At 65.7% G+C, this 23,704-nt stretch carries 20 protein-coding genes; 5 read left to right on the top strand and 15 right to left on the bottom strand.

Annotation, left to right across the window (positions count from 1 at the left end; translation table 11 throughout):
- Nucleotides 1-123: 123 nt before the first annotated feature.
- The 4 genes from acnA to dut all read right to left on the bottom strand — a co-directional run bounded on the left by acnA (nucleotide 124) and on the right by dut (nucleotide 4,899).
- A complete protein-coding gene (gene acnA / locus MJ603_RS07680; protein WP_243063098.1) occupies nucleotides 124-2,925 on the bottom strand; it encodes an aconitate hydratase AcnA in 2,802 nt (933 codons plus the stop codon).
- A 143-nt stretch (nucleotides 2,926-3,068) separates the two neighbouring features.
- A complete protein-coding gene (locus MJ603_RS07685) occupies nucleotides 3,069-3,827 on the bottom strand; it encodes a DUF3159 domain-containing protein (RefSeq protein WP_243063099.1) in 759 nt (252 codons plus the stop codon).
- 14 nt (nucleotides 3,828-3,841) lie between these two features.
- Complete coding sequence (locus MJ603_RS07690; protein ID WP_243063100.1) at nucleotides 3,842-4,444, bottom strand: DUF3710 domain-containing protein; 603 nt, start codon at nucleotides 4,442-4,444, stop codon at nucleotides 3,842-3,844.
- The gene (gene dut, locus MJ603_RS07695; RefSeq protein ID WP_243063101.1) at nucleotides 4,441-4,899 is read right to left on the bottom strand and encodes a dUTP diphosphatase; all 459 of its coding nucleotides are present in this window, start codon (nucleotides 4,897-4,899) and stop codon (nucleotides 4,441-4,443) included. The genes MJ603_RS07690 and dut overlap by 4 nt, the downstream gene beginning before the upstream one ends.
- 38 nt (nucleotides 4,900-4,937) lie before the next feature.
- Here dut and MJ603_RS07700 point away from each other — a divergent pair, with 38 nt between their 5' ends.
- Complete coding sequence (locus MJ603_RS07700) at nucleotides 4,938-5,405, top strand: DUF3093 domain-containing protein (protein ID WP_243063102.1); 468 nt, start codon at nucleotides 4,938-4,940, stop codon at nucleotides 5,403-5,405.
- Nucleotides 5,406-5,412: 7 nt separating this feature from the next.
- Here MJ603_RS07700 and MJ603_RS07705 read toward each other — a convergent pair whose 3' ends face one another.
- Complete coding sequence (locus MJ603_RS07705) at nucleotides 5,413-5,706, bottom strand: DUF4193 domain-containing protein (protein WP_243063103.1); 294 nt, start codon at nucleotides 5,704-5,706, stop codon at nucleotides 5,413-5,415.
- 213 nt (nucleotides 5,707-5,919) lie between these two features.
- On the opposite strand from MJ603_RS07705, the gene sepH reads away from it, so the two are divergent.
- The gene (gene sepH, locus MJ603_RS07710; RefSeq protein WP_243063104.1) at nucleotides 5,920-6,972 is read left to right on the top strand and encodes a septation protein SepH; all 1,053 of its coding nucleotides are present in this window, start codon (nucleotides 5,920-5,922) and stop codon (nucleotides 6,970-6,972) included.
- Nucleotides 6,973-6,999: 27 nt separating this feature from the next.
- Here sepH and MJ603_RS07715 read toward each other — a convergent pair whose 3' ends face one another.
- Complete coding sequence (locus MJ603_RS07715; protein ID WP_243063307.1) at nucleotides 7,000-8,136, bottom strand: alkaline phosphatase family protein; 1,137 nt, start codon at nucleotides 8,134-8,136, stop codon at nucleotides 7,000-7,002.
- Nucleotides 8,137-8,233: 97 nt separating this feature from the next.
- On the opposite strand from MJ603_RS07715, the gene MJ603_RS07720 reads away from it, so the two are divergent.
- A complete protein-coding gene (locus MJ603_RS07720) occupies nucleotides 8,234-10,726 on the top strand; it encodes a DNA topoisomerase (ATP-hydrolyzing) subunit A (RefSeq protein ID WP_243063105.1) in 2,493 nt (830 codons plus the stop codon).
- A 26-nt stretch (nucleotides 10,727-10,752) separates the two neighbouring features.
- On the opposite strand, the gene MJ603_RS07725 is transcribed toward MJ603_RS07720, so the two are convergent.
- Nucleotides 10,753-12,837: a type IIA DNA topoisomerase subunit B gene (locus MJ603_RS07725; protein WP_243063106.1), complete on the bottom strand. Its 2,085-nt coding sequence runs from the start codon at nucleotides 12,835-12,837 to the stop codon at nucleotides 10,753-10,755.
- Between the two features lie 268 nt (nucleotides 12,838-13,105).
- Between MJ603_RS07725 and MJ603_RS07730 the strand changes: the two genes are divergently transcribed.
- Entirely contained in the window at nucleotides 13,106-13,348 is a 243-nt protein-coding gene (locus tag MJ603_RS07730; RefSeq protein WP_243063107.1) for a hypothetical protein, read from the top strand.
- Nucleotides 13,349-13,405: 57 nt separating this feature from the next.
- Here MJ603_RS07730 and MJ603_RS07735 read toward each other — a convergent pair whose 3' ends face one another.
- From MJ603_RS07735 to MJ603_RS07770, 8 genes are all read right to left on the bottom strand, one after another.
- Nucleotides 13,406-14,437 carry a sugar-transfer associated ATP-grasp domain-containing protein gene (locus tag MJ603_RS07735; protein WP_243063108.1) on the bottom strand — a complete coding sequence of 344 codons (1,032 nt, stop codon included), beginning with the start codon at nucleotides 14,435-14,437 and terminating at the stop codon, nucleotides 13,406-13,408.
- Nucleotides 14,437-15,705 carry a diaminobutyrate--2-oxoglutarate transaminase gene (gene ectB / locus MJ603_RS07740; RefSeq protein ID WP_243063109.1) on the bottom strand — a complete coding sequence of 423 codons (1,269 nt, stop codon included), beginning with the start codon at nucleotides 15,703-15,705 and terminating at the stop codon, nucleotides 14,437-14,439. Before ectB ends, MJ603_RS07735 begins: the two co-directional genes overlap by 1 nt.
- Nucleotides 15,706-15,800: 95 nt before the next feature.
- Complete coding sequence (locus MJ603_RS07745) at nucleotides 15,801-16,868, bottom strand: alanine racemase (protein ID WP_243063110.1); 1,068 nt, start codon at nucleotides 16,866-16,868, stop codon at nucleotides 15,801-15,803.
- On the bottom strand, nucleotides 16,865-17,509 hold the full coding sequence (locus MJ603_RS07750) for an alanine racemase (RefSeq protein ID WP_243063111.1): 645 nt from the start codon (nucleotides 17,507-17,509) through the stop codon (nucleotides 16,865-16,867). The genes MJ603_RS07745 and MJ603_RS07750 overlap by 4 nt, the downstream gene beginning before the upstream one ends.
- Before the next feature lie 4 nt (nucleotides 17,510-17,513).
- Entirely contained in the window at nucleotides 17,514-18,221 is a 708-nt protein-coding gene (locus tag MJ603_RS07755) for a coenzyme F420-0:L-glutamate ligase (protein ID WP_243063112.1), read from the bottom strand.
- A complete protein-coding gene (locus tag MJ603_RS07760) occupies nucleotides 18,214-19,572 on the bottom strand; it encodes an RNA polymerase sigma factor (RefSeq protein WP_243063113.1) in 1,359 nt (452 codons plus the stop codon). Before MJ603_RS07760 ends, MJ603_RS07755 begins: the two co-directional genes overlap by 8 nt.
- A 234-nt stretch (nucleotides 19,573-19,806) precedes the next feature.
- Nucleotides 19,807-21,120 carry a nitrate/nitrite transporter gene (locus MJ603_RS07765; protein WP_243063114.1) on the bottom strand — a complete coding sequence of 438 codons (1,314 nt, stop codon included), beginning with the start codon at nucleotides 21,118-21,120 and terminating at the stop codon, nucleotides 19,807-19,809.
- A gap of 45 nt (nucleotides 21,121-21,165) precedes the next feature.
- A complete protein-coding gene (locus tag MJ603_RS07770) occupies nucleotides 21,166-22,092 on the bottom strand; it encodes a proteasome assembly chaperone family protein (RefSeq protein ID WP_243063115.1) in 927 nt (308 codons plus the stop codon).
- Nucleotides 22,093-22,181: 89 nt separating this feature from the next.
- Between MJ603_RS07770 and MJ603_RS07775 the strand changes: the two genes are divergently transcribed.
- The gene (locus MJ603_RS07775; protein WP_243063116.1) at nucleotides 22,182-23,657 is read left to right on the top strand and encodes a leucyl aminopeptidase; all 1,476 of its coding nucleotides are present in this window, start codon (nucleotides 22,182-22,184) and stop codon (nucleotides 23,655-23,657) included.
- The last annotated feature ends 47 nt before the right edge of the window (nucleotides 23,658-23,704 follow it).

The following is a 23,704-nucleotide window of genomic DNA, read 5'->3' on the forward strand; positions in this document are numbered from 1 at the left end:
GTCTACGCATCCGACCCTGCTCGTCGCCTGGCGCGCCGATGCACCATCGGCACATCGCACCGATCGTGCGACGAGGGCCGGAAACGGCTCGCGTTCCCGGCCCTCGTGGTGGCGCTACCGGTGCTACTCCACCAGGCTTCTGAGCACGTACTGAAGGATGCCACCGTTGCGGTAGTAGTCGGCCTCACCGGGTGTGTCGATGCGCACGACCGCGTCGAACTCGATCGGCTGCTTGCCGCCATCGGAGTGCTCGCTCGGCGCGGCGGTGACGTGCACCGTTTTCGGTGTGCTGCCGTCGTTCAGGGTCGTCAGACCGCTGATCGAGACGACCTCTGTACCGTCGAGTCCAAGGCTCGCCGCCGACTCCCCTGCCGGGAACTGCAGCGGCACGACGCCCATGCCGATCAGGTTCGACCGGTGGATGCGCTCGAAGCTCTCCGCGATCACGGCGCGAACGCCGAGCAGCGAGGTGCCCTTCGCCGCCCAGTCGCGCGAGGAGCCGGATCCATACTCCTTGCCGGCGAAGATCACCAGCGGAATGCCCTGCTCCTGGTAGTTCTGCGATGCGTCGTAGATGAACGCCTGCGGGGCATCCGTCTTGGTGAAGTCGCGGGTGTAGCCACCCTCCACCCCGTCGAGCAGCTGGTTCCTGAGACGGATGTTCGCGAAAGTCCCGCGGATCATCACCTCGTGGTTGCCGCGGCGCGAGCCGTACGAGTTGAAGTCTTTGCGCTCCACACCGTGCTCGGTGAGGTAGTGGCCCGCGGGGCTGTCCGCCTTGATCGAACCGGCGGGGCTGATGTGATCGGTGGTCACCGAGTCGCCCAGCTTCGCCAGAACGCGTGCGTCGGCGATGTCGACGACCGGAGTGGTCTCGAGCGTCATCCCGTCGAAGTACGGAGGCTTGCGCACGTAGGTCGATTCTGCCGTCCATTCGAAAGTGGAGCCGGTCGGCGTGGGGAGCGAACGCCAGCGCTCGTCACCGTCGAACACGCTCGCGTATTCCCTGGTGAACATCTCCTGGTTGATCGAGTCGTCGATGGTTCTCTGCACCTCGGCGGCGTCCGGCCAGATGTCCTTGAGGAAGACATCATCGCCGTGCTCGTCGGTGCCGAGCGCGTCGGTGTCGAAGTCGAAGTTCATCGAACCGGCCAACGCGTACGCGATCACGAGGGGCGGGCTGGCGAGATAGTTCATCTTCACGTCTGGGTTGATGCGGCCCTCGAAGTTGCGGTTTCCGGAGAGCACCGCCGTCACGGCGAGGTCGCTCTCGTTCACCGCGGTCGAGATCTCGTCCGGCAGCGGACCGGAGTTGCCGATGCAGGTCGTGCAGCCGTAACCGACGAGGTAGAAACCGAGGTCTTCGAGGTATCCGGTCAGTCCGGCCTTCTCGTAGTACTCGGTGACGACCTTCGACCCCGGCGCCAGGGTGGTCTTCACCCACGGCTTCGCCTTCAGGCCCTTCTGCGACGCGTTGCGTGCAAGCAGGCCCGCGGCGAGCATGACCTCGGGGTTCGAAGTGTTCGTGCACGACGTGATCGCGGCGATCGCGACGGCCCCGTGGTCGATCACGAACTTGTCGCCGTTGTACTGCACAGGGGTTGGCCGGGAGGCCGTGTGCGGCGCGTGGCTCTGGTGGTGGTGCGAATGCGCGCTGTGCTCGTCAGCCGGCGAGAGCTCGCCGGGATCCGACGCGGGGAACGACTCCGAGATGGTCAGGTCGACGATGTCGTGGTCGATCTGCGTGTAGTCGTGCAGATCGGTGTTGAACTGGTCCTTGGAGTGGCTCAGTTCGATGCGGTCCTGCGGGCGACGCGGACCCGCGATCGACGGGACGACAGTACCGAGGTCGAGTTCGAGGTATTCGCTGAAAATCGGCTCACGAGACGGGTCGTGCCACAGGTGCTGGGCTTTCGAATACTCCTCGACGAGCCGGACCTGCTCGTCGGAACGGCCCGTCAGGCGCAAATATTCGAGCGTGACCTCGTCGATCGGGAAGATCGCTGCGGTCGATCCGAACTCGGGGCTCATGTTGCCGATGGTGGCGCGGTTCGCGAGCGGCACCTGGGCGACGCCCTCGCCGTAGAACTCGACGAACTTGCCAACGACGCCTTGCTTGCGCAGGATCTGCGTGATGGTGAGCACGACGTCGGTCGCCGTGACGCCTGCGGGGATGGACCCGGACAGCTTGAAGCCGACGACCTTCGGAATGAGCATCGAAACGGGCTGTCCCAGCATCGCGGCCTCCGCCTCGATGCCGCCCACACCCCAGCCGAGCACGCCGAGACCGTTGACCATGGTGGTGTGCGAATCGGTGCCGACCAGCGTGTCCGGGTAGGCCTGGAGCACGCCGCCCACCTCGCGCGTGAACGTCACGCGTGCCAGGTGCTCGATGTTCACCTGGTGCACGATGCCGGTCCCCGGCGGCACGACCTTGAAGTCGTCGAATGCCGTCTGACCCCAGCGAAGGAACTGGTACCGCTCACCGTTGCGCTCGTATTCCAGCTCGACGTTGCGCTCGAAGGAGTTGACCGTGCCGAAGACGTCGGCGATCACCGAGTGGTCGATGACCAGCTCGGCAGGAGCGAGCGGGTTGATCTTCTCGGGATCGCCGCCGAGGGCTGCGACGGCCTCGCGCATCGTGGCGAGGTCGACGATGCAGGGAACGCCGGTGAAGTCCTGCATCACGACGCGAGCAGGCGAGAACTGAATCTCGGTCGCGGGGTCCGCGGTCGGCTGCCAGTCGCTCAGCGCCGTGATCTGATCCTTGGTGACGTTCGCCCCGTCCTCGGTGCGCAGCAGATTCTCGAGCAGCACCTTGAGGCTGAACGGAAGCTTTTCGTAGCCGGGGACCGAATCGATCCTGAAGATCTCATACTCGGTCGAGCCCACCTTGATGGTGTCTCGTGCTCCGAAGCTATTCACTGGTGAAACCCTGTCCGCAGACACACTGCCCTCTCCTTCGTCGGCACCGGGAGCGCGGCTCCCGCCTCACTCATTCTGGCGAATTTATCTTGACGTCGAGATAACTTTAGCACCGCGGCGATGGTCTGAGAGACGACAGGCCTTCAACCTTCCGGTGTCTCGTCCGGCTTCTTCGGTGGGTACACGGCTCGGGTGACGAGCCACGAAACGAGCACCAGGGTCGCGTACAACGGCAGCCCCATCAGAAGCTTCACGACGCCCAGCGCGACGGTGAGGCCCGCGAAATACAGCGGGAGCTGAACCGCGAGCCGCGCGGCGAACAGGGCCAGCCAGCACGCCGTCAGCACCTGCATGACACGACGCTTGCTCTTGCTTGCGCGCCAGGCTATGCCGTCACCCATCAGATAGCCGATGACGAGACCGAGCAGCGGCCATCCCACCAGCATCGAGATGAGAACGGCGAGGCCGTAGCCGGCGTCGATCAGGAATCCGAGCAGAAAGTTGTTCGCTGCATTCCCGGTGAGCAGCGCCAGGATCGCCGATGCGGCGACGCCGATCAAACCAGCGACGGCCTGGGTCGTCTGCGTCTTGGTGATGACGCGGACCAGGGTGAAGACCACCGCGACAGCCACGGATGCCCCGAGCGACACGGGCATGGCCGCCTGCTGCGCCCATGGCTGCTGGATGCTCGTGAACACCGTGTACGGGATGAGAAAGAGCAGCCCGGGCAGAATCGTCTCGCAGAGGCCGCGGATGCCACCCATCGCCGCGAAGAGCGCCTTCCCCGTTGGCGCGTCCGACCCGGCAAGAGCTCCAAGGCCGGACTGACCGGCCGCCCGCGCGATCGACTCCGCGAGAGCGTTCGTGTCACCCGTTTCTTCGGGCTTGCGATCGGCGGTCACGTCGTTGCCTGGTCTCACGCGTCGTTCGGAGTTGCCGGCATGCGCAACGGAATGAGATCGCGCGGCGGCATCGGCTGGTTGCCACGCACCACGACGACACTGCGGAACAGATCGTCGATCTCCTCGGCTGCGACCGGATTGATGGCCGCGTCGCCGGCGATCACGCCGCGAAGGAACCAACGCGGTCCATCGACACCGATGAACCGTGCGATGCGCGTCTCCCCAGGCACGCCGGGCTCGGCGATCGGGATCTCTGCGACCAACTCCGGCCCGAAGACGCCGTCCCTCTCACTGGTCCGTCCGCCCTGCCGTTGGATCTGGTCGGCGATCTGGGCTCGGATCTCGTGCCAGAGCCCGCTCGATCGGGGCGCCGCGAACGGCTGGACCTGAAGGGTCGACCCGGCGAAATCGAGGCCGACGGCGACGACCCGTCCCGTTTCCTCCTCCACCTCGAGGCGCAGTTGGAGGCCGTCGCGCGGCAGCACTTTCACGCCGCCCAGATCGATGTAGGGGCGAACCGGGTTCGCTTCCGCCTCGTCGAACGGGCCGTCAGACTCCCTGTTCTCAGGCGCGGACTTCTCCCACTCTTCCTGGTCGATGTCGCCTGTGTCGCTCACGCGTGTTCTCCTGACTGAAGTGCCGTGTAACCCGTCGAGCCGAATCCGCTCGCACCGCGCTCGGTCGTCGGAAGGGCGTCGACGGGAAGAAAGACGGCTCGCGTCACGGGCATCACGATCAGCTGCGCGATCCGGTCACCGACCGCGACAGCGTACGGCATCGTCCTGTCCGTGTTCAGAAGCGTCACACGGATCTCACCGCGGTAGCCGGCATCCACCGTTCCAGGGGAGTTCACGACCGTGATGCCGTGGCGGGCTGCCAGTCCGCTTCGCGGAACGACGAAGGCTGCATAGCCGTTGGGAAGCGCGATGGCGACGCCCGTGCCTACCGTCGCACGCTCACCGGGAGCGAGCGTGACTGCCTCGCTCGAGCACAGATCGGCCCCTGCATCGTCGTCGTGGGCGTATCGAGGAGGCTCCAGCGCCGTTGTCAGCACGTCGACGGATTCGGTCACGTGTCGAGGGTAGTGCAGATCTCTGGTCGAATAGACCCATGATCGTCTACCGAGAGCGGCTGTGGGCCGCCCCCTGGCTCTTCGTCGCGACAGCCCTCGTGATCCCCGCCTCCATCATCGTTTTCGCCCCCATCAACATGCTGGTCGGCATCATCTGCGCCATCGTGCTCTATGCGGCGTGCGTCATCGGTCTGGTCGTCGGCTCACCCACGATTGAGCTCACCGATGACGAGCTGCACGCCGGAAAGGCGCAGATCGAGCGGCACTACCTCGGCGCGGCTGAAGCCTTCGACGGCAGCGAGGCGAGCCTTCAGCGCGGTCGACTGCTCGACGCCCGCGCGTGGCTGCTCATCAGGGGATGGACCACAGGGGTGGTGCGCATCTCGATCCTCGACGAGAACGACCCTGCGCCGTACTGGCTGCTTTCGACGAGACATCCGACCGAATTCGCCAGAGCCGTTAACGACAGAGCCGGCGACAACCTGCCGCCGGCTCCACTTTCCTGATCGTTCGTCAGGCCGCGCACTCCATGCAGATCGGCCCGAGCTTCGTCTCGTGGTCGATCTGCGAACGGTGCTTCACGAGGAAACAGCTCACACACGTGAACTCGTCGGCCTGCGGAGGCAGAACGACGACATCGAGATCGAGGTCGGAGAGGTCGGCGCCGGGCAGCTCGAATCCACCGGGGTTGTCGGCATCGTCGACGTCAACGACCCCGGACATCTTGTCCGGAACCCGCTCCTTCAACGCCTCGATCGACTCCGAGTCGTCGTCGGTCTTGCGCGGAGCGTCGTAATCGGTTGCCATGCCCATCCACTTCTCATTAGCTGCCGCCGAAGAAATCGGCGGGCACAGTTTGCATCAGGAGCCTTGGAATAGCAAACAAGCCACGGCGTCCACTCAGACTTTGCTGTTGCGCTGTCGATCAACTTGCGGCGCGCCCCGTTTATTCCCAGGCAATCGACCTGCCGCGTGGCAAGGTTGACGTCGAACGCAACCAGGTCGAAAGAGGCGTTTCGCATGCAGGATTTGAAGGTCATCGGCGTCGAGAACGGCGCCTTGCTCGCCGCGAACGACAGCGGTGAGCGGTTCCGCATCGCCATCGATGAAATGTTGCAGTCGAGGCTGCGCCAGATCAGACCCGAGCCGATGACGGGACCGAAGGTCTCGCCTCGCGAGATCCAGGCTCACATCAGGTCCGGTCTCTCAGCCGAAGAGGTGGCAGAGCTCACAGGAGCGGCAATCGGCTATGTCGAGCGCTTCGAGGGTCCGATCGTCGCCGAGCGCGAGCACATCGTCGCGTCGGCGCTCTCGGTACCCGTACGCACCGGGGCCGACATCGATCCGCTCAGCGAGGGCGACACGTTCGGCTCCGTGATCAGGGAACGACTCGCGTCACTGGGAGCGACAGGCGAGCGTTGGACCAGCTGGAAGGAATCGGAGGGAGGCTGGGTCGTCAAGCTCAGCTTCGCTTCCGACGACGTGGATCACGACGCCCGCTGGGCCTTCGAACCACGAAAGCTCACCTTGGCTCCGGCGAACGCCGATGCCCATACCCTGTCTCAACAGGGCGAGCTGCAGACCGGCCTGATTCCACGCCTGCGTGCCGTCGCCCCGGTCGTGCCGGTTCCTGACGAGTCGCGCTTCGACAGCGGAGCATTCACGTTCGACGACACCCCGGCCGCAGCTCGCGCCGAGTCGTCGGTCGGACGCGCGCCGCAGACCGCGAACAATTCGATCGCAGTGCAGGCGATCAAGCGAGCCGACGATGACGAGCCGCGTGATATGCACCAGACGGCAGACCTGCTCGAGGCGCTCCGCAAGCGACGCGGGGAGCGCGAGGCGGCTGGGCTCCGGGATTCTCAGCCGCAGGCGGTCGACGTTCCGCTCGACACCTTCGACACCACGGATGTCACGACGTCTGCCGAGACTCCCCCGTCGGTTCAGCCGGCAGCGCCCGTCGAGCGCGGCAACAGCACCGGTCCGGTTCGCGGCGCGAAGCGTGGACGCAAATCGATGCCGAGCTGGGATGAGATCGTGTTCGGTGCGCGCACAGACGACGACCTGGCCTGAGCCGACCGATCACGAGGCATCCGCCAGCTATTCGAACGCGCCGAGTCTGATCAGAGGAACCTTCTGTTCCTCAGGGCTGAACGAGCCGTGCTGGCCGACCATCGTCCTGCTCCTCATGCCCTCCGGTGACGAGTCGTAGTAGGCGATTCTGGCGCGTGCGGCCACCAGCACGTCACCGATGCGTGGTGCAACCTGAATGTCAACCGTCGGCCCGAACCATCCGGCCTCGATCGCTTCCGATCGAGTCGCCACCCAGGCACGGTGCCCCTCGGCCTCCCGCCATGATGCGGCGAGCATCTCGCGGCCGTCCGCGTCAGCATCGCGATCGAGGTACAGCTGCAGCATCCGCGGCTCTCCCCCAACCCGTTGGACACCTGCCGTGAGCTCTGGCGCAGTATCGAAAAGCACATGCGAGGCCTGCGGTACGTCGAGGATGCCGTGGTCAGCCGTCACTAAAGCGCCCTCGTCCGCCCTGAGTGAGCGGGCGAGCGTCGACATGACGGAGTCCAGCTGTTCGAGTGCGACGAGCCAGGCATCCGATTCCGAACCCTGCGCGTGGGCGACGACGTCGAGCTCGGGAACGTAGAGGTAGACCACCTGACGTCCGCCACGGTCGAACAGGTCGCGCACCAGTTCAACGCGACGCTGCATGCTGTTCGCACCGACGTACTCGGCACCGCGCAGTGAGGCTGCCGTGAACGACGAGGAGCTGTACCGTTCGGGACCGATGGCGTAGGCGGCGACACCCTGCGCCGTTGCACGCTGGAAGACCGTCTCGCAGCGCTGCCAGGTCGCAGGGTCCGGATCACCGTTCCAACCGCTGAGGTGATTGAAGACGCGGCCGGTGCGCGGGTCGCGCGCTCGATAGCCGATGATTCCGTGCTCCCCAGGCATGCGTCCGGTGCAGAGGGTGGTGATCGCCGCGGCAGTCGTGGTCGGCGAGCCGCTCGTGATGGTCGTCGCCTTGGTCAATCGTGGAGCGAGGAATCTCGCGTGGCCGGAGCGTGCCCGAAGCGCGTGCGAACCGAGTCCGTCCACTACCACCACAACGGTCCGTGAAACCTCGGGGAGGTCGATCGCACCCCGAGCACCAGTGACCGTCGCGAGGCAACTGGTGAGAACGTCGGCCAGGCTCGCCGACGTCGAGAATCCGGCCGGTAGCATTGTCCCCACCCGGCCAGTCTGACATACCCGAGAACGCCGGAATCGTATCCACCGGGAGCGTGGCAGACCGCGCGATTCGCCCCACGAGATTGCACGAATGAGTCCAGCAGACAACCGCAGATCAAGCCGCATTCCCGCCCCAGAACAGGCGACGCCGGAGCGCATCGAGGACATCGACGTCTCGGCCGAGATGCAGAGTTCGTACCTCGAGTACGCGTACTCGGTCATCTACTCGAGGGCACTGCCCGACGCCAGGGATGGGCTCAAGCCGGTGCAGCGGCGCATCCTCTACCAGATGAGCGAGATGGGTCTTCGCCCGGAGCGCGCTCACGTCAAGTCGGCACGCGTCACCGGTGAGGTGATGGGCAAACTGCACCCGCATGGCGATTCGGCGATCTACGACGCCCTGGTGCGCATGGCTCAGGATTTCACGCTGCGTCTTCCGCTGATCGATGGGCACGGCAACTTCGGCTCGCTCGACGACGGTCCGGCCGCTGCACGATACACCGAGGTGCGCCTCGCACCCGTCGCCCTCACGATGACGAACGGCATCGACGAGGACGAGGTCGACTTCGTTCCGAACTACGACAACCAGCTGATGCAGCCCGATGTGCTGCCGTCGGCCATTCCGAACCTCCTGGTGAACGGTGCCAGCGGTATCGCCGTCGGCATGGCGACGAACATGGCACCGCACAACCTCGTCGAGGTGGTCGGGGCGGCGCGGCACTTGCTCGACAACCCCGAGGCATCCCTCGACGAGTTGATGGAGTTCGTGCCCGGCCCCGACCTGCCGGGCGGCGGCATCATCGTCGGCCTCGACGGCGTGAAGGATGCCTACGCCACCGGCCGCGGCACGTTCCGCACCCGCGCCAAGGTCACGGTCGAACCGATCACTGCGCGCAAGACGGGGCTCGTCGTCAGCGAGCTCCCGTACCTGGTCGGTCCCGAAAAGGTGATCGAGAAGATCAAGGACGGCGTCAACGCCAAGAAGCTCGCCGGAATCTCCGACGTCACCGATCTGAGCGACCGCAGTCGCGGCCTTCGTCTGGTCATCGGCATCAAGACGGGTTTCAGTCCCCAGGCCGTGCTCGAGCAGCTCTATCGGTACACCCCCCTCGAAGACGGCTTCTCGATCAACAACGTCGCCCTCGTCGACGGCAACCCGCGCACGCTGGGCCTGCGCGAACTTCTCTCGGTCTACCTCGATCATCGCGTCAACGTCGTCACACGGCGATCCAGGTACCGCCTGGACCGCAAGCGCGAACGGCTGCACCTCGTCGAGGGCTTGCTGGTCGCGATCCTGGACATCGACGAGGTCATCCAGGTCATCCGCACGAGCGACGACAGCGAGCAGGCCCGATCTCGCCTCATGCAGGTCTTCGACCTCAGCCAGGTGCAGTCGGAGTACATCCTCGAACTGCGTCTGCGCCGTCTGACGAAGTTCTCACGCATCGAGCTCGAAGCAGAACGCGACACGTTGATGGCAGAGATCGCGGAGCTGGAGCAGATTCTGGCGAGCGAGGACCGCATCAGGGATGTCGTCTCACGGGAGCTCGACGACGTCGCCGAGAGATTCGGAACACCGCGACGCACACTTCTCACCTCGGCGAAGCCCTCACGGGCGACGACGGGGAGTAAGGCCCAACAGGCACTCGAGGTCGCGGATGTTCCGTGCCGCGTCTACCTGTCCGTCACAGGACGCCTCGTGCGAGTGGATCTGGAGCCCGACGCAGAGGGGAACACGCCGCGTATCACTCCCCCGGCGCGCCGCAGCAAGCACGACGCGATCGCGTCGTCGGTGGCGACTACCAGCCGCACCGAGATCGGCGCGGTGACGAGTCACGGACGCATCGTGCGGTTCACCCCCGTTGACCTGCCGGCCGTGCCCGCCAACGCCGTTCAACCGGCCGCCGGCGCGCGTTCGTCGGACTACATCGGGCTGACGGACAAGAGTGAGCGGGTGCTCGCGCTCGTGACATCGGACTCCGCCGTCCCGCTGACGCTCGGCACAGCGCAGGGGGTCGTGAAGCGGCTCACAGCAGGCGACTGGGCCAACCGCCCCGACTTCGAGGTGATCGCCCTGAAGCCGGGAGACTCCGTGGTCGGTGCGTGCGAGGCATCCGACGACGATGAGGTGGTCTTCGTCACGACGGATGCCCAGCTGTTGCGCTTCGCCGCCTCTTCGGTACGCCCTCAGGGCAGGGGTGCTGGCGGCATGGCGGGCGTCAAGCTTGCCACCGGTGCTACGGCGTTGTTCTTCGGCGTCGTGGCCGCCGGCTTCGCGGGTGAAGCTGTGGTGGTCACGATCGCGACGAGCGAGAACACTCTGGCGGGCACGAATCCGGGGTCGGGCAAGGTGTCGACGTTCGACGAGTTCCCCTCGAAGGGGCGCGCGACCGGCGGGATCCGCGCCCAGCGCTTCTTGAAGGGCGAAGACGAGCTGGCGCTTGCGTGGGTCGGAGTCTCCCCTGCGCTGGCCGTCGCCTCGGATGGCGCCGTGCGAGCGCTTCCGGAGACCGGCGCGAAGCGCGATGCCTCCGGTCAGCCACTGGACGGCGTCATCGCTGCGGTCGGTCGGCAGGTCGGCTGAGCCGTCGGCTCGCTGCGGAACGGACGTCAGGCGTCGATACGGTCGCGACTGAGCTGGTCGCTGCCGGAGATGATGAACTCCTTGCGCGGCGCGACGTCGTTGCCCATCAGTACCTCGAAGACCTCGGCGGCCCGCTCGGCGTCGTCGACCTTGACCCTGCGCAGCAGTCGGTGAGTTCGGTCCATCGTCGTAGTGGCGAGCTGGTCGGCATCCATTTCGCCGAGACCCTTATAGCGCTGCGGCGGTTCCTGCCAGCGCCGGCCGGACTTCTTGAGGTTGCCGAGCACGGCGTGCAACTCCTGGTCGGAGTACGTGTAGATCGTCTCGTTCGGCTTCGACCCAGGGTTGATCGCGATCACCCTGTGCAGCGGGGGAACCGCGGCGAAGACCCGTCCAGCCTCGATCATCGGCCGCATGTACCGGAAGAACAGGGTGAGCAGCAGCGTGCGGATGTGCGCGCCGTCGACATCGGCATCGCTCATGATGATGACCTTGCCGTAGCGGGCCGAAGCGAGGTCGAACGTGCGACCGGAGCCGGCGCCGATCACCTGGATGATCGAAGCGCACTCGGCATTGCTGAGCATGTCGGAGACTGATGCCTTCTGCACGTTCAGGATCTTGCCGCGAATCGGCAGGAGCGCCTGGTGTTCGCTGTCCCTGGCGCGACGCGCAGTGCCGAGGGCGGAGTCGCCCTCGACGATGAACAACTCGCTGTGGGCGACGTCGGTCGAACGGCAGTCAACGAGCTTCGGCGGCAGCGAGGATGTCTCGAGCGCGTTCTTTCGGCGCTGGGTCTCCTTGTGGGCGCGCGCCGAGATGCGCGACTTCATCTCTGAGACGACCTTGTCCAGAAGCAGAGCCGACTGCGCCTTGTCATCGCGCTTGGTCGAGGAGAAGCGAGCGGCGAGACTGTCGGACACCACCTTGGAGACGATGGCACGCACTGCCGGGGTGCCGAGCACCTCCTTGGTCTGACCCTCGAACTGCGGCTCGGGGAGGCGCACCGTGAGCACGCCGGTCAGCCCGGCGAGGATGTCATCCTTCTCGAGCTTCTCATTGGCCGTCACCTTCAGACGACGCGCGTTCTGCTCCACCTGCTGACGGAAGAACTTCATCACGCCCTGGTCGAAGCCGGCCTGGTGGCTGCCGCCTTTCGGCGTCGAGATGATGTTCACGAAGCTTCTGAGCACTGTGTCGTAGCCAGTGCCCCACCGCAGAGCGATATCGACCTCGCACTCCCTGTTCACCTCGGTGGGGACCATGGCCCCTGAGCCGTTGAGCACGGGGACGGTCTCGACGAACGACCCGGTGCCGGTGAGTCGCCAGGTCTCGGTGATCGCCGAGTCGGGGGCCAGGTAGTCGGCGAACTCGCTGATGCCGCCCTCGTACGTGAAGTCGGTCTGCTCGGCGGCGTCCCCACGCGCGTCCGTGATCGCGATCGTGAGGCCGGGAACGAGGAACGCCGTCTGCCTGGCCCTCCCGATCAGGTCGTCGGCACTGAACTCGACGTTCTTGCCGAAGATCTGCTGGTCGGCCCAGTAACGGATGCGCGTGCCCGTGACACCCTTCGCCACCTTTCCGACAACCCGCAACTCGCTTCCGGACGAGAACGGATGGAACGGCGAGTCGGGAGCCGGATCTCCGGCATCGTCGAACACCCCCGGCTCGCCGCGATGGAACGACATCGCCCAGGTCTTGCCGTTTCGATCGACTTCCACGTCGAGGCGTTCGGACAGGGCGTTGACGACGGATGCGCCGACGCCGTGGAGCCCGCCGGACGACGAGTAGGAGCCTGAGCCGAACTTTCCGCCGGCGTGCAGCTTCGTGAAGACCACTTCGACGCCCGTCAGCCCGGTCTTGGGTTCGATGTCGACGGGGATGCCTCGCGCGCTGTCACGCACCTCGACGCTGTCGTCGGGGTGGAGCACCACGTCGATGCCGGTTCCGAATCCGGCGAGGGCCTCGTCGACGGAGTTGTCGATGATCTCCCAGAGGCAGTGCATGAGACCGCGGGCGTCCGTCGACCCGATGTACATGCCGGGGCGCTTTCGCACCGCCTCCAGTCCCTCGAGCACCGAGAGGTGTCTGGCGGAGTAATCGTTCGTCGCCACGCGAGTCTCCAGTCGTCGTCCGGCCCGTCTCTCTCGCCCAACGGCGCGACCTGGTCCGGACGTGCGCACCGAGAAGGAATCGGGCGTCTTTCAGACTATCCGGCGGGCACCGCGGTCTCGTGCACCGACACCCGTTGGTGGACAGCGTGCCCCGATCGCCCTACGCGTACAGCGAAATGCAGTGGAATCGGGCATGCTCCCGGCGTCGACGTGCTTGTATTGGTGGCAACCACCCGCAAGGGTTCGGGCCTTCAGAAAGGAGCTCAGCATGTCGAATTACGCAGGCCAAGTCGCCACCCCCGGTGCCGACGAGCTCCCCTCCGGCCCCACGTTGACGGCGGCAGACCGTTGTGACGCGTGCGGCGCCCAGGCCTATGTGCGTGTGACAGTGAACGACAGCGAGTTGCTGTTCTGCGCTCACCACGCCAAGAAGCACCACGAGAAGCTCTCCAGCATCGCTACGAGCTGGCACGACGAGACCGCGCGGCTGTTCGAAGATCAGCGCGCCTGAGAATCGCCGAAATGTGAAGAACGGTCCGTGGAATTCCACGGGCCGTTCTTTCGTGCCTCAGAAGTGCATCAGCTCACGGAACCGCGGCAACGAGCCCGTGCGCACGCCTGTCGCACTCGGCTTGTTCTCGTAGGCGCCGGGCATCCAGTTGCCTTCGACGATGATGGGACCGCTCGGTGTGACGACGACGTCCCAGCCGATGTATCGGATCTCGGGAACCACGCCGCTGACCTCGGTGGCGAGAGCGAGCACGGCGTCGGCCATCGGAAGCGTGAAGTCGACGATCGACCTCCCCGTCCCCGGGTGGTTGGCATAGATGTGCTGGTGGGAGCCGTAGCCGGGGCCCTTCGACGCGCCGTGCTCGTCGAGAAGCGTGAAGAATCCGCCGAACGCCTGCTGGTCGCTTGCGCCCTTGCCCACACCGAACTTCTGCGCGAATGACAGCAGGTGCACCTCGCCTGCGTCGTCAAGGAACGTCGTGACGCGCGTGGTGTTGACGATGTCGGGGCTGACGTCCGTGAGCGCCGGATGCTGCACGATGTACTCCTCGAGCAGGGTCTGCCCCTTTTCGATGAGTTCTACGCGGAACGCAGCCCAGTCGTCGATCTCCCTCGCCTCGTACCGCGACACTCCGTATCCGGAGTTGCTCACGGGGACCTTTCCGATCACCACACCGTGGCCTGTCACGAACTCACGCAGTTCGTCGGTCGTCGTCGGCTCGACCTCGAACCACTCGCGGCCGAGGTAACGATCGAAGATTCGATTGAACTCGATCTTGTCTTCGAATCGGCCCCGGAAGTCTGCGTCGTCGTAGCGCAGCGCCAGGTGGTTGGAGATCGCGTTCGTCATGAAGGTCGCACGCTCGGCACGGGTCAGGATCGCGAAGTCCCAGTCGACGTAGTCTTGAAATCCTGTGTCGCGAAAGCCCGCGTACCAGAGCATGTCCGTGAACACGGCCGGGGCCCATTTGCTGTGCTGGACGCTCACCTCCCTCGACCGCCGCCAGACACTCGGCAGGTCGAGGGCGCGGAAACGTTCACCGAAGTACGCCAGCCTCGAGCGCAAGCTGAGGCTCTTGCGCTCGGCCATCAGGCGAGATTCGCGATCGTCGCGTCGACCGCGGCGTCGATGATGTCGAGCCCCTTGGTCAATGTGTCCTGCTCGTCGTCGACGATCGCAGGCATGAGTTTGAGCACCTCGCTGAAGGGTCCCGAGGTTTCCACGATGAGGCCGTTGGCGAACGACTCGCGCGAGACCGCCGTGGCGATGCCGGAGCCGGGTGCGCTCACGAGTCCTTGAAGGAGCCCCCGTCCCCTCCGTGCGAGGTGCTCGGGGTGCTTCGCGACGATGCCGTCGAGTCGTTCGGCGACGATGCCCGCGCGGCGGTGGACGGCTCGCGAGAATTCCGGATCTCTCCAGTAGGTCTCGAGGGCGACGGCGGCACCGACGAAGGCGACGTTGTTACCTCTGAAAGTTCCGCTGTGCACTCCTGGCTGCCAGATGTCCAGTTCGGGCTTGAGCAGCACGAGCGACATCGGGAAGCCGTAGCCGGACAAGGACTTCGACAGCGTCACGATGTCGGGAACGATGCCGGCTTCTTCGAAGCTGAAGAAGTCTCCGCTGCGGCCGATGCCGATCTGGATCTCGTCGACGATGAGCAGGATGCCCTTCTCGGCGCAGAGTGCCGCTAGCGCCCGGAGCCACTCGGCCCGGGCGACGTTGACGCCGCCCTCGCCCTGCACGGTCTCGACGATGACCGCTGCCGGGAAGTCGAGTCCGCTGCCCGGATCATCCAGCAAGGTGCGCAACTGGGCGACAGTGTCGGTCGTCTGGTCGAAGTATCCGTCGTAAGGGTGGAAGGTCACGTCACCGAGAGAGACGCCGGCTGCTGCGCGGAACTTGTCGTTGGCCGTCGCAGCGAGTGCTCCGAGCGAAACGCCATGGAATCCATGGGTGAAGGCGATGACCGAACGCCGTCCCGTCACCTGACGCGCCAGCTTGAGAGCCGCCTCGACCGCGTTGGCACCGGTCGGACCGGTGAAATGCAGTCGGTAAGCGAGATTCCTCGGCGTCAGGATGATGTCGCGGAACGACTCGAGGAAGCGCTTCTTCGCTCCCGTGGCCATGTCGAGCGAGTGCTGAATGTGATCGCCGGCGAGGTAGTCGATCACCTGTTCTTTGATGATCGGGTCGTTGTGCCCGTAATTCAGCGCCCCGGCACCGCAGAAGAAGTCGATGTACTCATTGCCGTCCTCGTCCCAGACCAGCGAGCCGCGCGCCCGGTCGAAGATCACCGGGAACGACCGGATGTAGCTCCTGACCTCTGATTCCAGTTCGGAGAAAACAGTGAGATCCACGTATGCGCCTTCCTAGCATGGCAGGGGATTTTCGGCCGATGACCGGATCGCGGTTGGCCGCCCGCCAGTCTACCGGCGCAGGTTGTGCGGGGGGCTCAGCGTGGCTGTTCGGTGCGCCCGTCGCCCGCCTCGACGTAGCGGCGCGGCACCCGCACGGGGATGCCTGTGAGGATCTCGTCGCCGATGGTGTCCGCCCATTCCGCCCACTCCGTCGGGGTGGGTTCGCCGCGAAGGCCGGAACCGAACACGATGACCGGGTCCCCGGTCTGCAGACCGGCCGCCTCGACGATCACACTGCTGTCCACTCCGATCTCTGCGAGCGGATGCCTGTGCCCGCGCACCCAGACCGACGCCGCGTGCGCGGCGCGCGCCGGCAGGCCATCGGCCCACCCTGCGGAGATCCGCGCGGTGTGCCCGCTAACCTCGCCGACCGTGGTCGCGAGGGTCATCGTGGGAACGACACCGATGTCGGCTGCACTGCGGTCGTCGAACGGCGATACCCCGTATGCGGCGATGCCGAACCGCACCATGTCGAAGCGGGCCTCCGGCATCCTGATGCCCGCGGAGCTCGCAGCCAGATGAATGAGTTCAGGATGCACTCGGCGGGCCGCAGCCACAGCGATCGCCTCGCGAAAGCGACGCAGTGCCTCTTCATCGTCGCCGACCGATGCGTCGGCGAGATGGGACCAGATCCCGCGGATGCGCAGCGCGCCCGCCCTCTCCCCCGCGATGGCCGCATCGAGGAGGCCGGGCCATTCGTCTTCGGTCGCACCGTTCCTGTGGAGTCCGGTATCGATCTTCAGATGTACCTGCAACGGGACGGCGGACTGTGCGGTCAGCGCAGCGCGGAGCTCGTCCTCCGTCGAGATGCCGACGTCGATGTGCCTGCCGGCCGCTGCCGCGAAGTCGGCGCCGGAGCCGTGCAGCCACGCGAACAGCGGCGCATCGATGCCCGTATCGCGGAGGCGCAGACCCTCGGAGATCTCCAGCACGCCGAGCCAGGATGCCCCCGCCTCGATGGCGGGACGGGCGAGCTGGAGCATGCCGTGACCGTAGGCATCCGCTTTGAGCATCGCCATGACGGGAGTGGGTGCCGCGATATCGCCGAGAAGCTGCAGATTCGACCGGAAGACGTCGAGATCGACGGTCGCAACCGCGCTCACGCCGTCACCCAAACGCGTTGGAAACGAGCTCCCAGCCCGGCCGAGAGTTCGAGAGGAGAGCGGCCGGATGCCGCCGCCCATTCGCCCGGCGACGGCGCGCCCGGCTGCGCGCCCCAGAGGATCACATCGTCGCCGGACACCACGCGCTCGTCGCCGAGGTCGACCATGAACTGATCCATCGCCACACGACCGGCGAGCACATGCTGCGCGCCGGCGAGCAGGACGTGAGCCTTGTTCGACGCCGAGCGGGGAACGCCGTCGGCGTACCCGAGACCGACGAGCGCTAGATAGGAGTCGGAGGCGACCCGGTACGTGTAGCCGTAGGAGACCGGGCTACCGGCAGGGACGCGCTTGCAGGAGATGACCTCACCCGTCACCGTCATGACGGGCGCCGCATCGGGAGCCGTGCCGTAAAGAGCAGCCGTCACATCCGCATCCACGGCGTCGCGATACATGTTGACGTCGTCGTGCGCGAACCGGTCGAATCCATGCGAACGTGCCGCTGCCTGGACCTCGACGGTGCCGTGCCCGAAAGCGTCGGCGCGCAGATCGAGTACGACGTCACGAGGCCCGCGCTGCGCCGCGATGGAATCGAGCGCAACGTGCAGTGTCGCGCGCGAGAGCGTGATTCGTCTGCGCATCTCGTCAGCTGACCCGGACGATACCCATCGGTGTGCTCTGCGTGCCCTGTCCCAGCGGGTTGTCCTGCAAGATGCGCACAAGGGCGGTATCCCGCTTCGAGCCGAGCGTCGAGCCGAGGATGTTACCGCCGAGGTCGTTGATGTCCACGATGGCCACGTCGACACCACCAAGCGCTGCGCTGAGTTGTGCCGCCACCTTCTTCGGTTGCGCCGGCGCCAGGACCACCTGCGAGTCGTACGGCGGGATCGTGCCCTCCGTCGGTCCGTCGATGCCGCGCGCCTTCGGACCGGCGATGCGGTAGAAGTCGCCCTTCCGGCCCAGCTTCTTCGTGACCGCGGCGACGGCTGCTGCGAACAGGATCCGGACGGTTCCACACTCGCGCAACGCCATCTCCATCGTCTCCGGCATGCCGAGTCCGATGCCGTGCGGAGTCTTCTGCACGTACCCGGACAACGTCACCGCCAGCTTGCGCGGTTCGATGTCTTCGATCGGGTACGAACGTCCCTGGGTGATTCCGACGATCTTCTCGGTCACGAACAAAACGTCGCCAGGCCGTAGCTCGGGCTTCGCGGCCGCAGTCACGACTGCGACGAGGTCGTCGCCTCGAACGACCAGTGGCGTCTTGATCGGAATGCGGTGATATTCGACGCCGTCGACGGCGATCGACAGCTCTTTGCCGGCGTTGGCGCTCGGCTCTGCCGCTCTACTCAAGGTAGTCCCGCAGCGACTGCGAACGGGACGGGTGACGGAGCTTGGCCATCGTCTTCGACTCGATCTGACGGATGCGCTCGCGCGTCACCCCGAACGTGTCACCGATCTGGTCGAGCGTCTTCGGCATCCCGTCGCCGAGTCCGAAGCGCATGCGGATCACGCCGGCTTCGCGCTCGGAGAGCGAGTCGAGCAGGCTCTCGAGCTGCTTCTGCAACATCGTGAATCCAACGGCATCCGCCGGCACCACGGCCTCGGTGTCCTCGATGAGGTCACCGAATTCGCTGTCGCCATCTTCGCCCAGCGGAGTGTGCAGCGAAATCGGCTCCCGGCCGTACTTCTGCACCTCGACGACCTTCTCAGGGGTCATATCGAGCTCCTTCGAGAGCTCCTCTGGCGTGGGCTCGCGGCCGAGATCCTGCAGCATCTGACGCTGAACGCGTGCGAGCTTGTTGATGACCTCGACCATGTGCACCGGGATGCGGATGGTGCGTGCCTGGTCGGCCATGGCACGTGTGATGGCCTGACGGATCCACCACGTCGCATAGGTGGAGAACTTGAAGCCCTTCGTGTAGTCGAACTTCTCGACGGCACGGATCAGGCCGAGGTTGCCCTCCTGGATCAGGTCGAGGAACTGCATTCCACGTCCGGTGTAGCGCTTGGCCAGTGAGACCACGAGACGCAGGTTGGCGCCGAGCAGGTGGCTCTTCGCCCGCTGCCCGTCACGGGCCACCCAACCGAGGTCGCGGCCCAGCTGCGAACGCTTCTCCTGGTCGGTCATCACGCCGAGCTTCTCTTCGGCGAACAGCCCGGCCTCGATGCGCATCGCCAGTTCGACCTCTTCGGCCGCGTTCAGAAGCGCGACCTTTCCGATCTGCTTCAGGTAATCCTTGACAGGGTCGGCGGTCGCACCCGTGATCTGCGCCGAGTAGACGGGGATGTCGTCGTCCTCGTCGACAGCACGCAAGACGATCGCTCCGGTCGGAAGCACTTCGGCCTTGGCGGCGTCACCTTCCGTGTCGTCGGAATCGCCGTCGGAAGTCGTCTTCGCCTCGTCGGTGGCGTCAGCGGACTCTTCCGCAACCTGGGTCTCGTCGAGTTCGGCCTCGTCGGCCTCGTCGTCGCCGGACTTCGAGGGCGATGCCTTCGCTGCTGCCTTGGCAGGCGAAGCCTTGCCGGTGGCCCTCGTCGTGGTCTTCGCCGGCGCCTTGGAAGCCGTCTTCGCGGCAGGCTTCGCCGCAGGCTTGGCAGCTGTCGCCTTCGACGCGCTGCTACGTGACGCCGTGGTCTTCTTCACCACTGTCGTCGTGGGCTCCTCTACGATGCTGGGGGCTACAGCCGCTTTGGTTGCCATGGAGTTCACCTTCCAGCCCTCCTCCATCTACACGCGCAACGGTGTGGATGACGAGGGTTCGGGTCGCTTGCGGACACTATGAGGACCCATGTCAAGTCCGGGCGCTTCGCACCACGCTCTCGATCGGCCTTGAGGCCAAGCGAGTACGCCGTACAGTCCGGAGGTGAACGGGTCCAATCATTGATTATTGCACGGTCTGGGCACCGATCGCGCATCGCCGCCTAGCAACGTCACTCACTGGCGACCTCGGTTCCACCGCGCAACAAGTGCAACCCACAATGGACCCACTTCTATTCCCTCATCGTCGAGAAGGCGCTTGCGAGTGCGACGACGTGCCGCGAGAAGGAAAACGACTCCGATGCCCACGACGATGTACTGCACCGCGAAGGCGATACGGAATCCGTCGATCGTGTAGAGGGCGGTCGACTCCAGGTGGCTTCGCCAGTCCAGCAGAACCCCGATCAGATAGATCATGACGAAGCTCGCGGCGAAGCCGCCCACGTTCACGAATCCATTCGCGGAGCCGAGGGAATGCAGCGGATTCGTCGTGCGAGCGAAGTCGAACCCGATGAGCGATCCCGGCCCGCCGGCTCCCACAACGACCAGCAGCAGCACGACGAGCCAGACCGGTGGTGTGCCGGGCCAGAGCAGCAACACCGCCCACACGACTCCCATCGCAGCGACGATGGTGAGCACGATATTGCTCCGCCGCAGCGGGAACCGCGCGGTCAGGATGCCCAGCACGGGCCCGACGACGAGCGCGGCGCCGACGATGATGGTGAGCATCCACGACGCGTCTCCGGCCGGGTATCCGAGCGCGTACACCATGAACGGGAACCCCCACATCATGGCGAACACCGTGCCGGACGACTGGGTGACGAAGTGCGACCAGAAGCCGAGCTGAGTGCCTGGGCGGGCGATGCTGACTCCGAGTTGGTGCAGCGATTGGGCCCACGAGACCGAACGGTGCTCCCCCTCCGCATCCACGGGGCTGTTGTGCACGATCGCCAAGATCGCCACGAAAGACACCAGTGCTACTCCCGCCGCCGACGCGAACGCCACCGTCCAACCCGATTCGTGAAGCAGGAAGGCGAACGGCACGGCAGAGAGCACCTGCCCCAACTGGCCGATGTTTCCGACCCATTGCGACAGTTGCGGAACGATCCTGCCGCTGAACCACGAGTTCACGAGGCGGATGAGGCAGATGAAGATCATCGCGTCGCCCGCCCCGACCAGCACGCGACCACCCACCGCGACACCGATCACATCGGAGAACGCGACGAGCAGTTGACCGGCCACCATGAGGGCTGTGCCCGTGAGCATGAGCACCCGCGGGCCGACCCTGTCGATCAGCACTCCGACCGGAATCTGCATCCCTGCGTAGACCACGAGCTGCAGCACGGCGAGAGTGGACATCAACGACGCGTTCGAGTGGAATCGTTCCGTCGCCGACACTCCGGCGACCCCGATGGTGGTGCGCTGCATGACAGCGATGAGATATCCGAAAACGCCCGCGGCGAAAACCCACCACGAACGTACCGAATTCACCCCTCTACGCTACGCGGGGAGAACGTGCGTCAGCACGAGATGGCGTCAGAGCCCAGGGGCATCCTCGTCGCCCTTACGGCGATAGGCGAGGAAGTTCTCGAGCTCGGCAGCGATCTCATCCGCAGATGGGAGCCCGCCGTCCTGATGTGTCAGCGGGGATTTCAACGGGCTGTCCTGCATGTAGGTGTCGTGACGCTGCTCGAGCGCACCGACGAGTCGCTCCAGCTCCGGGTTGTTCGACACCTGCTCGTCGATGTTCGCGATGAACTCGCGATCCTCCTCGCGCAGCTTGTCGGTGGGGAAGATCAGCCCCGTCACCGAACTGATGTTCTCGATCGCCGCGACGGCCGCTGCCGGATACTCGGTGTCGCCGAGGTAGTGCGGTACGAGCAGCACAAAGCCCACCGTGGAAGCGCCGACCTCTTGCAGTCGGTACTCGATCAGGTGCATCGCGGTCGCGGGCGCTTGGGTCGTGGGACGCCAGACGGACATCGACTCGGCGAGTCCCTCGCGATTGCCGCTCACTGTGACACCGATCGGGCGGGTGTGCGGCACGGGCATCGGGATCGCGTGCACCCAGATCGTCGACCGCACCTTCAGCAAGGAGACGAGGTCGAGGACTGCCGTGCTGAAGCGCTCCCATTGGAAGTCCGGCTCGTAACCGGTCAGCAGGAGGAACTGCTGGCCGACTTCATCACGCATCAGGTAGAGGCTCAATTGTGCGGGACGGTAGTCGGTGAGGTGGTCCTGATCGAACGTGATGACAGGACGCCGTGCCCGGTAGTCGAGCAGGGCATCCGCGTCGAATCGCGCTATCTCTTCGGCATCGAGCCTGTCGACCAGATAGGTGCTGAGCTGTGAGACGGCGTTGCCGGCATCCGCGAAACCGGTCAGTCCCGCGACCAGATAGAGCCCGGTGGGCACCGTCTCCAGTGCCGTCCGGACGTCGTAAAGGCCACGCGGATCCTGCATGCATTCAATGCTAGCCAGGGCGCCCCGACCGCCCTGGAGGGCGAGACATGCCCACAGCGAACACCCCGAGTGCCCTTACGATTCTTGCCATGCCCGTTCCTTCACTCTCTCTCGCGCCCACCCGTCCGTCAGCAGCAGCCGGCGACAGACTCGGGCTGTTCGTCGTTTCGAGCTCAGACGGCCCCGTCGTGCTCGGTCGCGACGTCGACCAGGGGCTGCTGGCGGAGCTGAAGGTCACCGGTGCCGCGGATCAGGTCGTGCGGCTCCCTGGTGGCGTGCTCGACGACTCGCCGGTCATCCTTGCGGGGGTCGGCGGGGTGCGCAGCGCGCCTTCCTTGCGGGCTGCAGCCGGTTCCGCGTCGCGGGCCGCGGCGGGTGACGCGCGGCTGATCCTCGATGCCGGTGCTGCGGACGACGGGGAGCTCACCGCTCTGCTCGAGGGCGCCGCCCTCGGTGCCTATTCCTTCAGTGGACGTCCGCACCGTGGGGATGACTCGTCACCGGTTCCCGAAGTGATCGTCGTCGGATCGCCGAACGATCCGGGTGCGCTCAGCGAGCGCGCATCGGTCGTCACCGAGGCCGTCACCCTCAGCAGGGACCTGGCGAACACTCCCCCGTCCCAGCAATCCCCAGCCGATCTGGCGCAGTCGGCGCTCGACGCCGTCGCGGGCCTTCCGATCGACGTCAAGATCTGGGACGAACGAGAACTTGCCGCTGACGGCTTCGGCGGCATCCTCGGTGTCGGCAGCGGGTCGACACGACCGCCGCGGCTGGTGCGCGTGGACTACGCACCGACGGGCTCGGCCGGGCACATCGCCCTGGTCGGCAAGGGCATCACGTTCGACTCAGGTGGGCTCTCATTGAAGCCCCCAGTGCCCATGGTGGGCATGAAATACGACATGGCGGGAGCGGCATCCGTGCTCGCTGTGGTCGTTGCAGCAGCGCGACTTGCACTGCCCGTGCACGTCACCGGCTGGCTCTGCGTCGCGGAGAACATGCCCTCCGGATCGGCCATCCGCCCGAACGATGTGCTCACGATCCGCGGTGGAACCACTGTTGAAGTGCTCAACACGGATGCCGAGGGGCGCCTCGTGCTCGCCGACGGTCTTCGGGCAGCCGGCGAGGAGCGTCCCGACGCCATCATCGACATCGCAACGCTCACCGGCGCCGAAGTGGTCGCCTTCGGCACCCGGTACTCGGCCGTGATGGGAGACGACACGCTGGTCGGCAGCGTGAGGGATGCCGCCGAACACTCCGGTGAGCTCCTCTGGCCGATGCCCCTTCCAGCTGAACTGCGTGCCTCCCTGAAAACAGAGGTCGCCGACATCGCGAATGCGAACCCCGGCAATACAGCGGGCGGGATGCTTCTGGCCGGCGTGTTCCTGCGCGAGTTCGTCGGAAAGACATCCGACGAGCCGGCGGCGAAGACGATTCCGTGGGCGCATCTCGACATCGCGGGCTCCGCCCAGAACAACGGTGCTCCCTACGGGTATGCGGCAAAGGGCGCGACGGGCGTGTTGGTGCGCACTCTCATCCGTGTGGCCGAGGGCTTCCGGGCGCGGTAGTAAGGTCGTATGGGCAGGAATCGCCTGCCGATCGACGGCCGCCTGCA

The organism is Humibacter sp. RRB41, assembly GCF_022761015.1.
Lineage (GTDB): Bacteria > Actinomycetota > Actinomycetes > Actinomycetales > Microbacteriaceae > Humibacter.

Coding starts and splice junctions, on each gene's coding strand:
- MJ603_RS07715 (WP_243063307.1), bottom strand. CDS start 8,136: ATGCTACCGGCCGGATTCTCGACGTCGGCGAGCCTGGCCGACGTTCTC.
- MJ603_RS07720 (WP_243063105.1), top strand. CDS start 8,234: ATGAGTCCAGCAGACAACCGCAGATCAAGCCGCATTCCCGCCCCAGAA.
- MJ603_RS07750 (WP_243063111.1), bottom strand. CDS start 17,509: ATGCGCAGACGAATCACGCTCTCGCGCGCGACACTGCACGTTGCGCTC.
- sepH (WP_243063104.1), top strand. CDS start 5,920: ATGCAGGATTTGAAGGTCATCGGCGTCGAGAACGGCGCCTTGCTCGCC.
- MJ603_RS07770 (WP_243063115.1), bottom strand. CDS start 22,092: ATGCAGGATCCGCGTGGCCTTTACGACGTCCGGACGGCACTGGAGACG.
- MJ603_RS07730 (WP_243063107.1), top strand. CDS start 13,106: ATGTCGAATTACGCAGGCCAAGTCGCCACCCCCGGTGCCGACGAGCTC.
- MJ603_RS07735 (WP_243063108.1), bottom strand. CDS start 14,437: ATGGCCGAGCGCAAGAGCCTCAGCTTGCGCTCGAGGCTGGCGTACTTC.
- MJ603_RS07760 (WP_243063113.1), bottom strand. CDS start 19,572: ATGGCAACCAAAGCGGCTGTAGCCCCCAGCATCGTAGAGGAGCCCACG.
- MJ603_RS07700 (WP_243063102.1), top strand. CDS start 4,938: ATGATCGTCTACCGAGAGCGGCTGTGGGCCGCCCCCTGGCTCTTCGTC.
- MJ603_RS07705 (WP_243063103.1), bottom strand. CDS start 5,706: ATGGCAACCGATTACGACGCTCCGCGCAAGACCGACGACGACTCGGAG.
- MJ603_RS07775 (WP_243063116.1), top strand. CDS start 22,182: ATGCCCGTTCCTTCACTCTCTCTCGCGCCCACCCGTCCGTCAGCAGCA.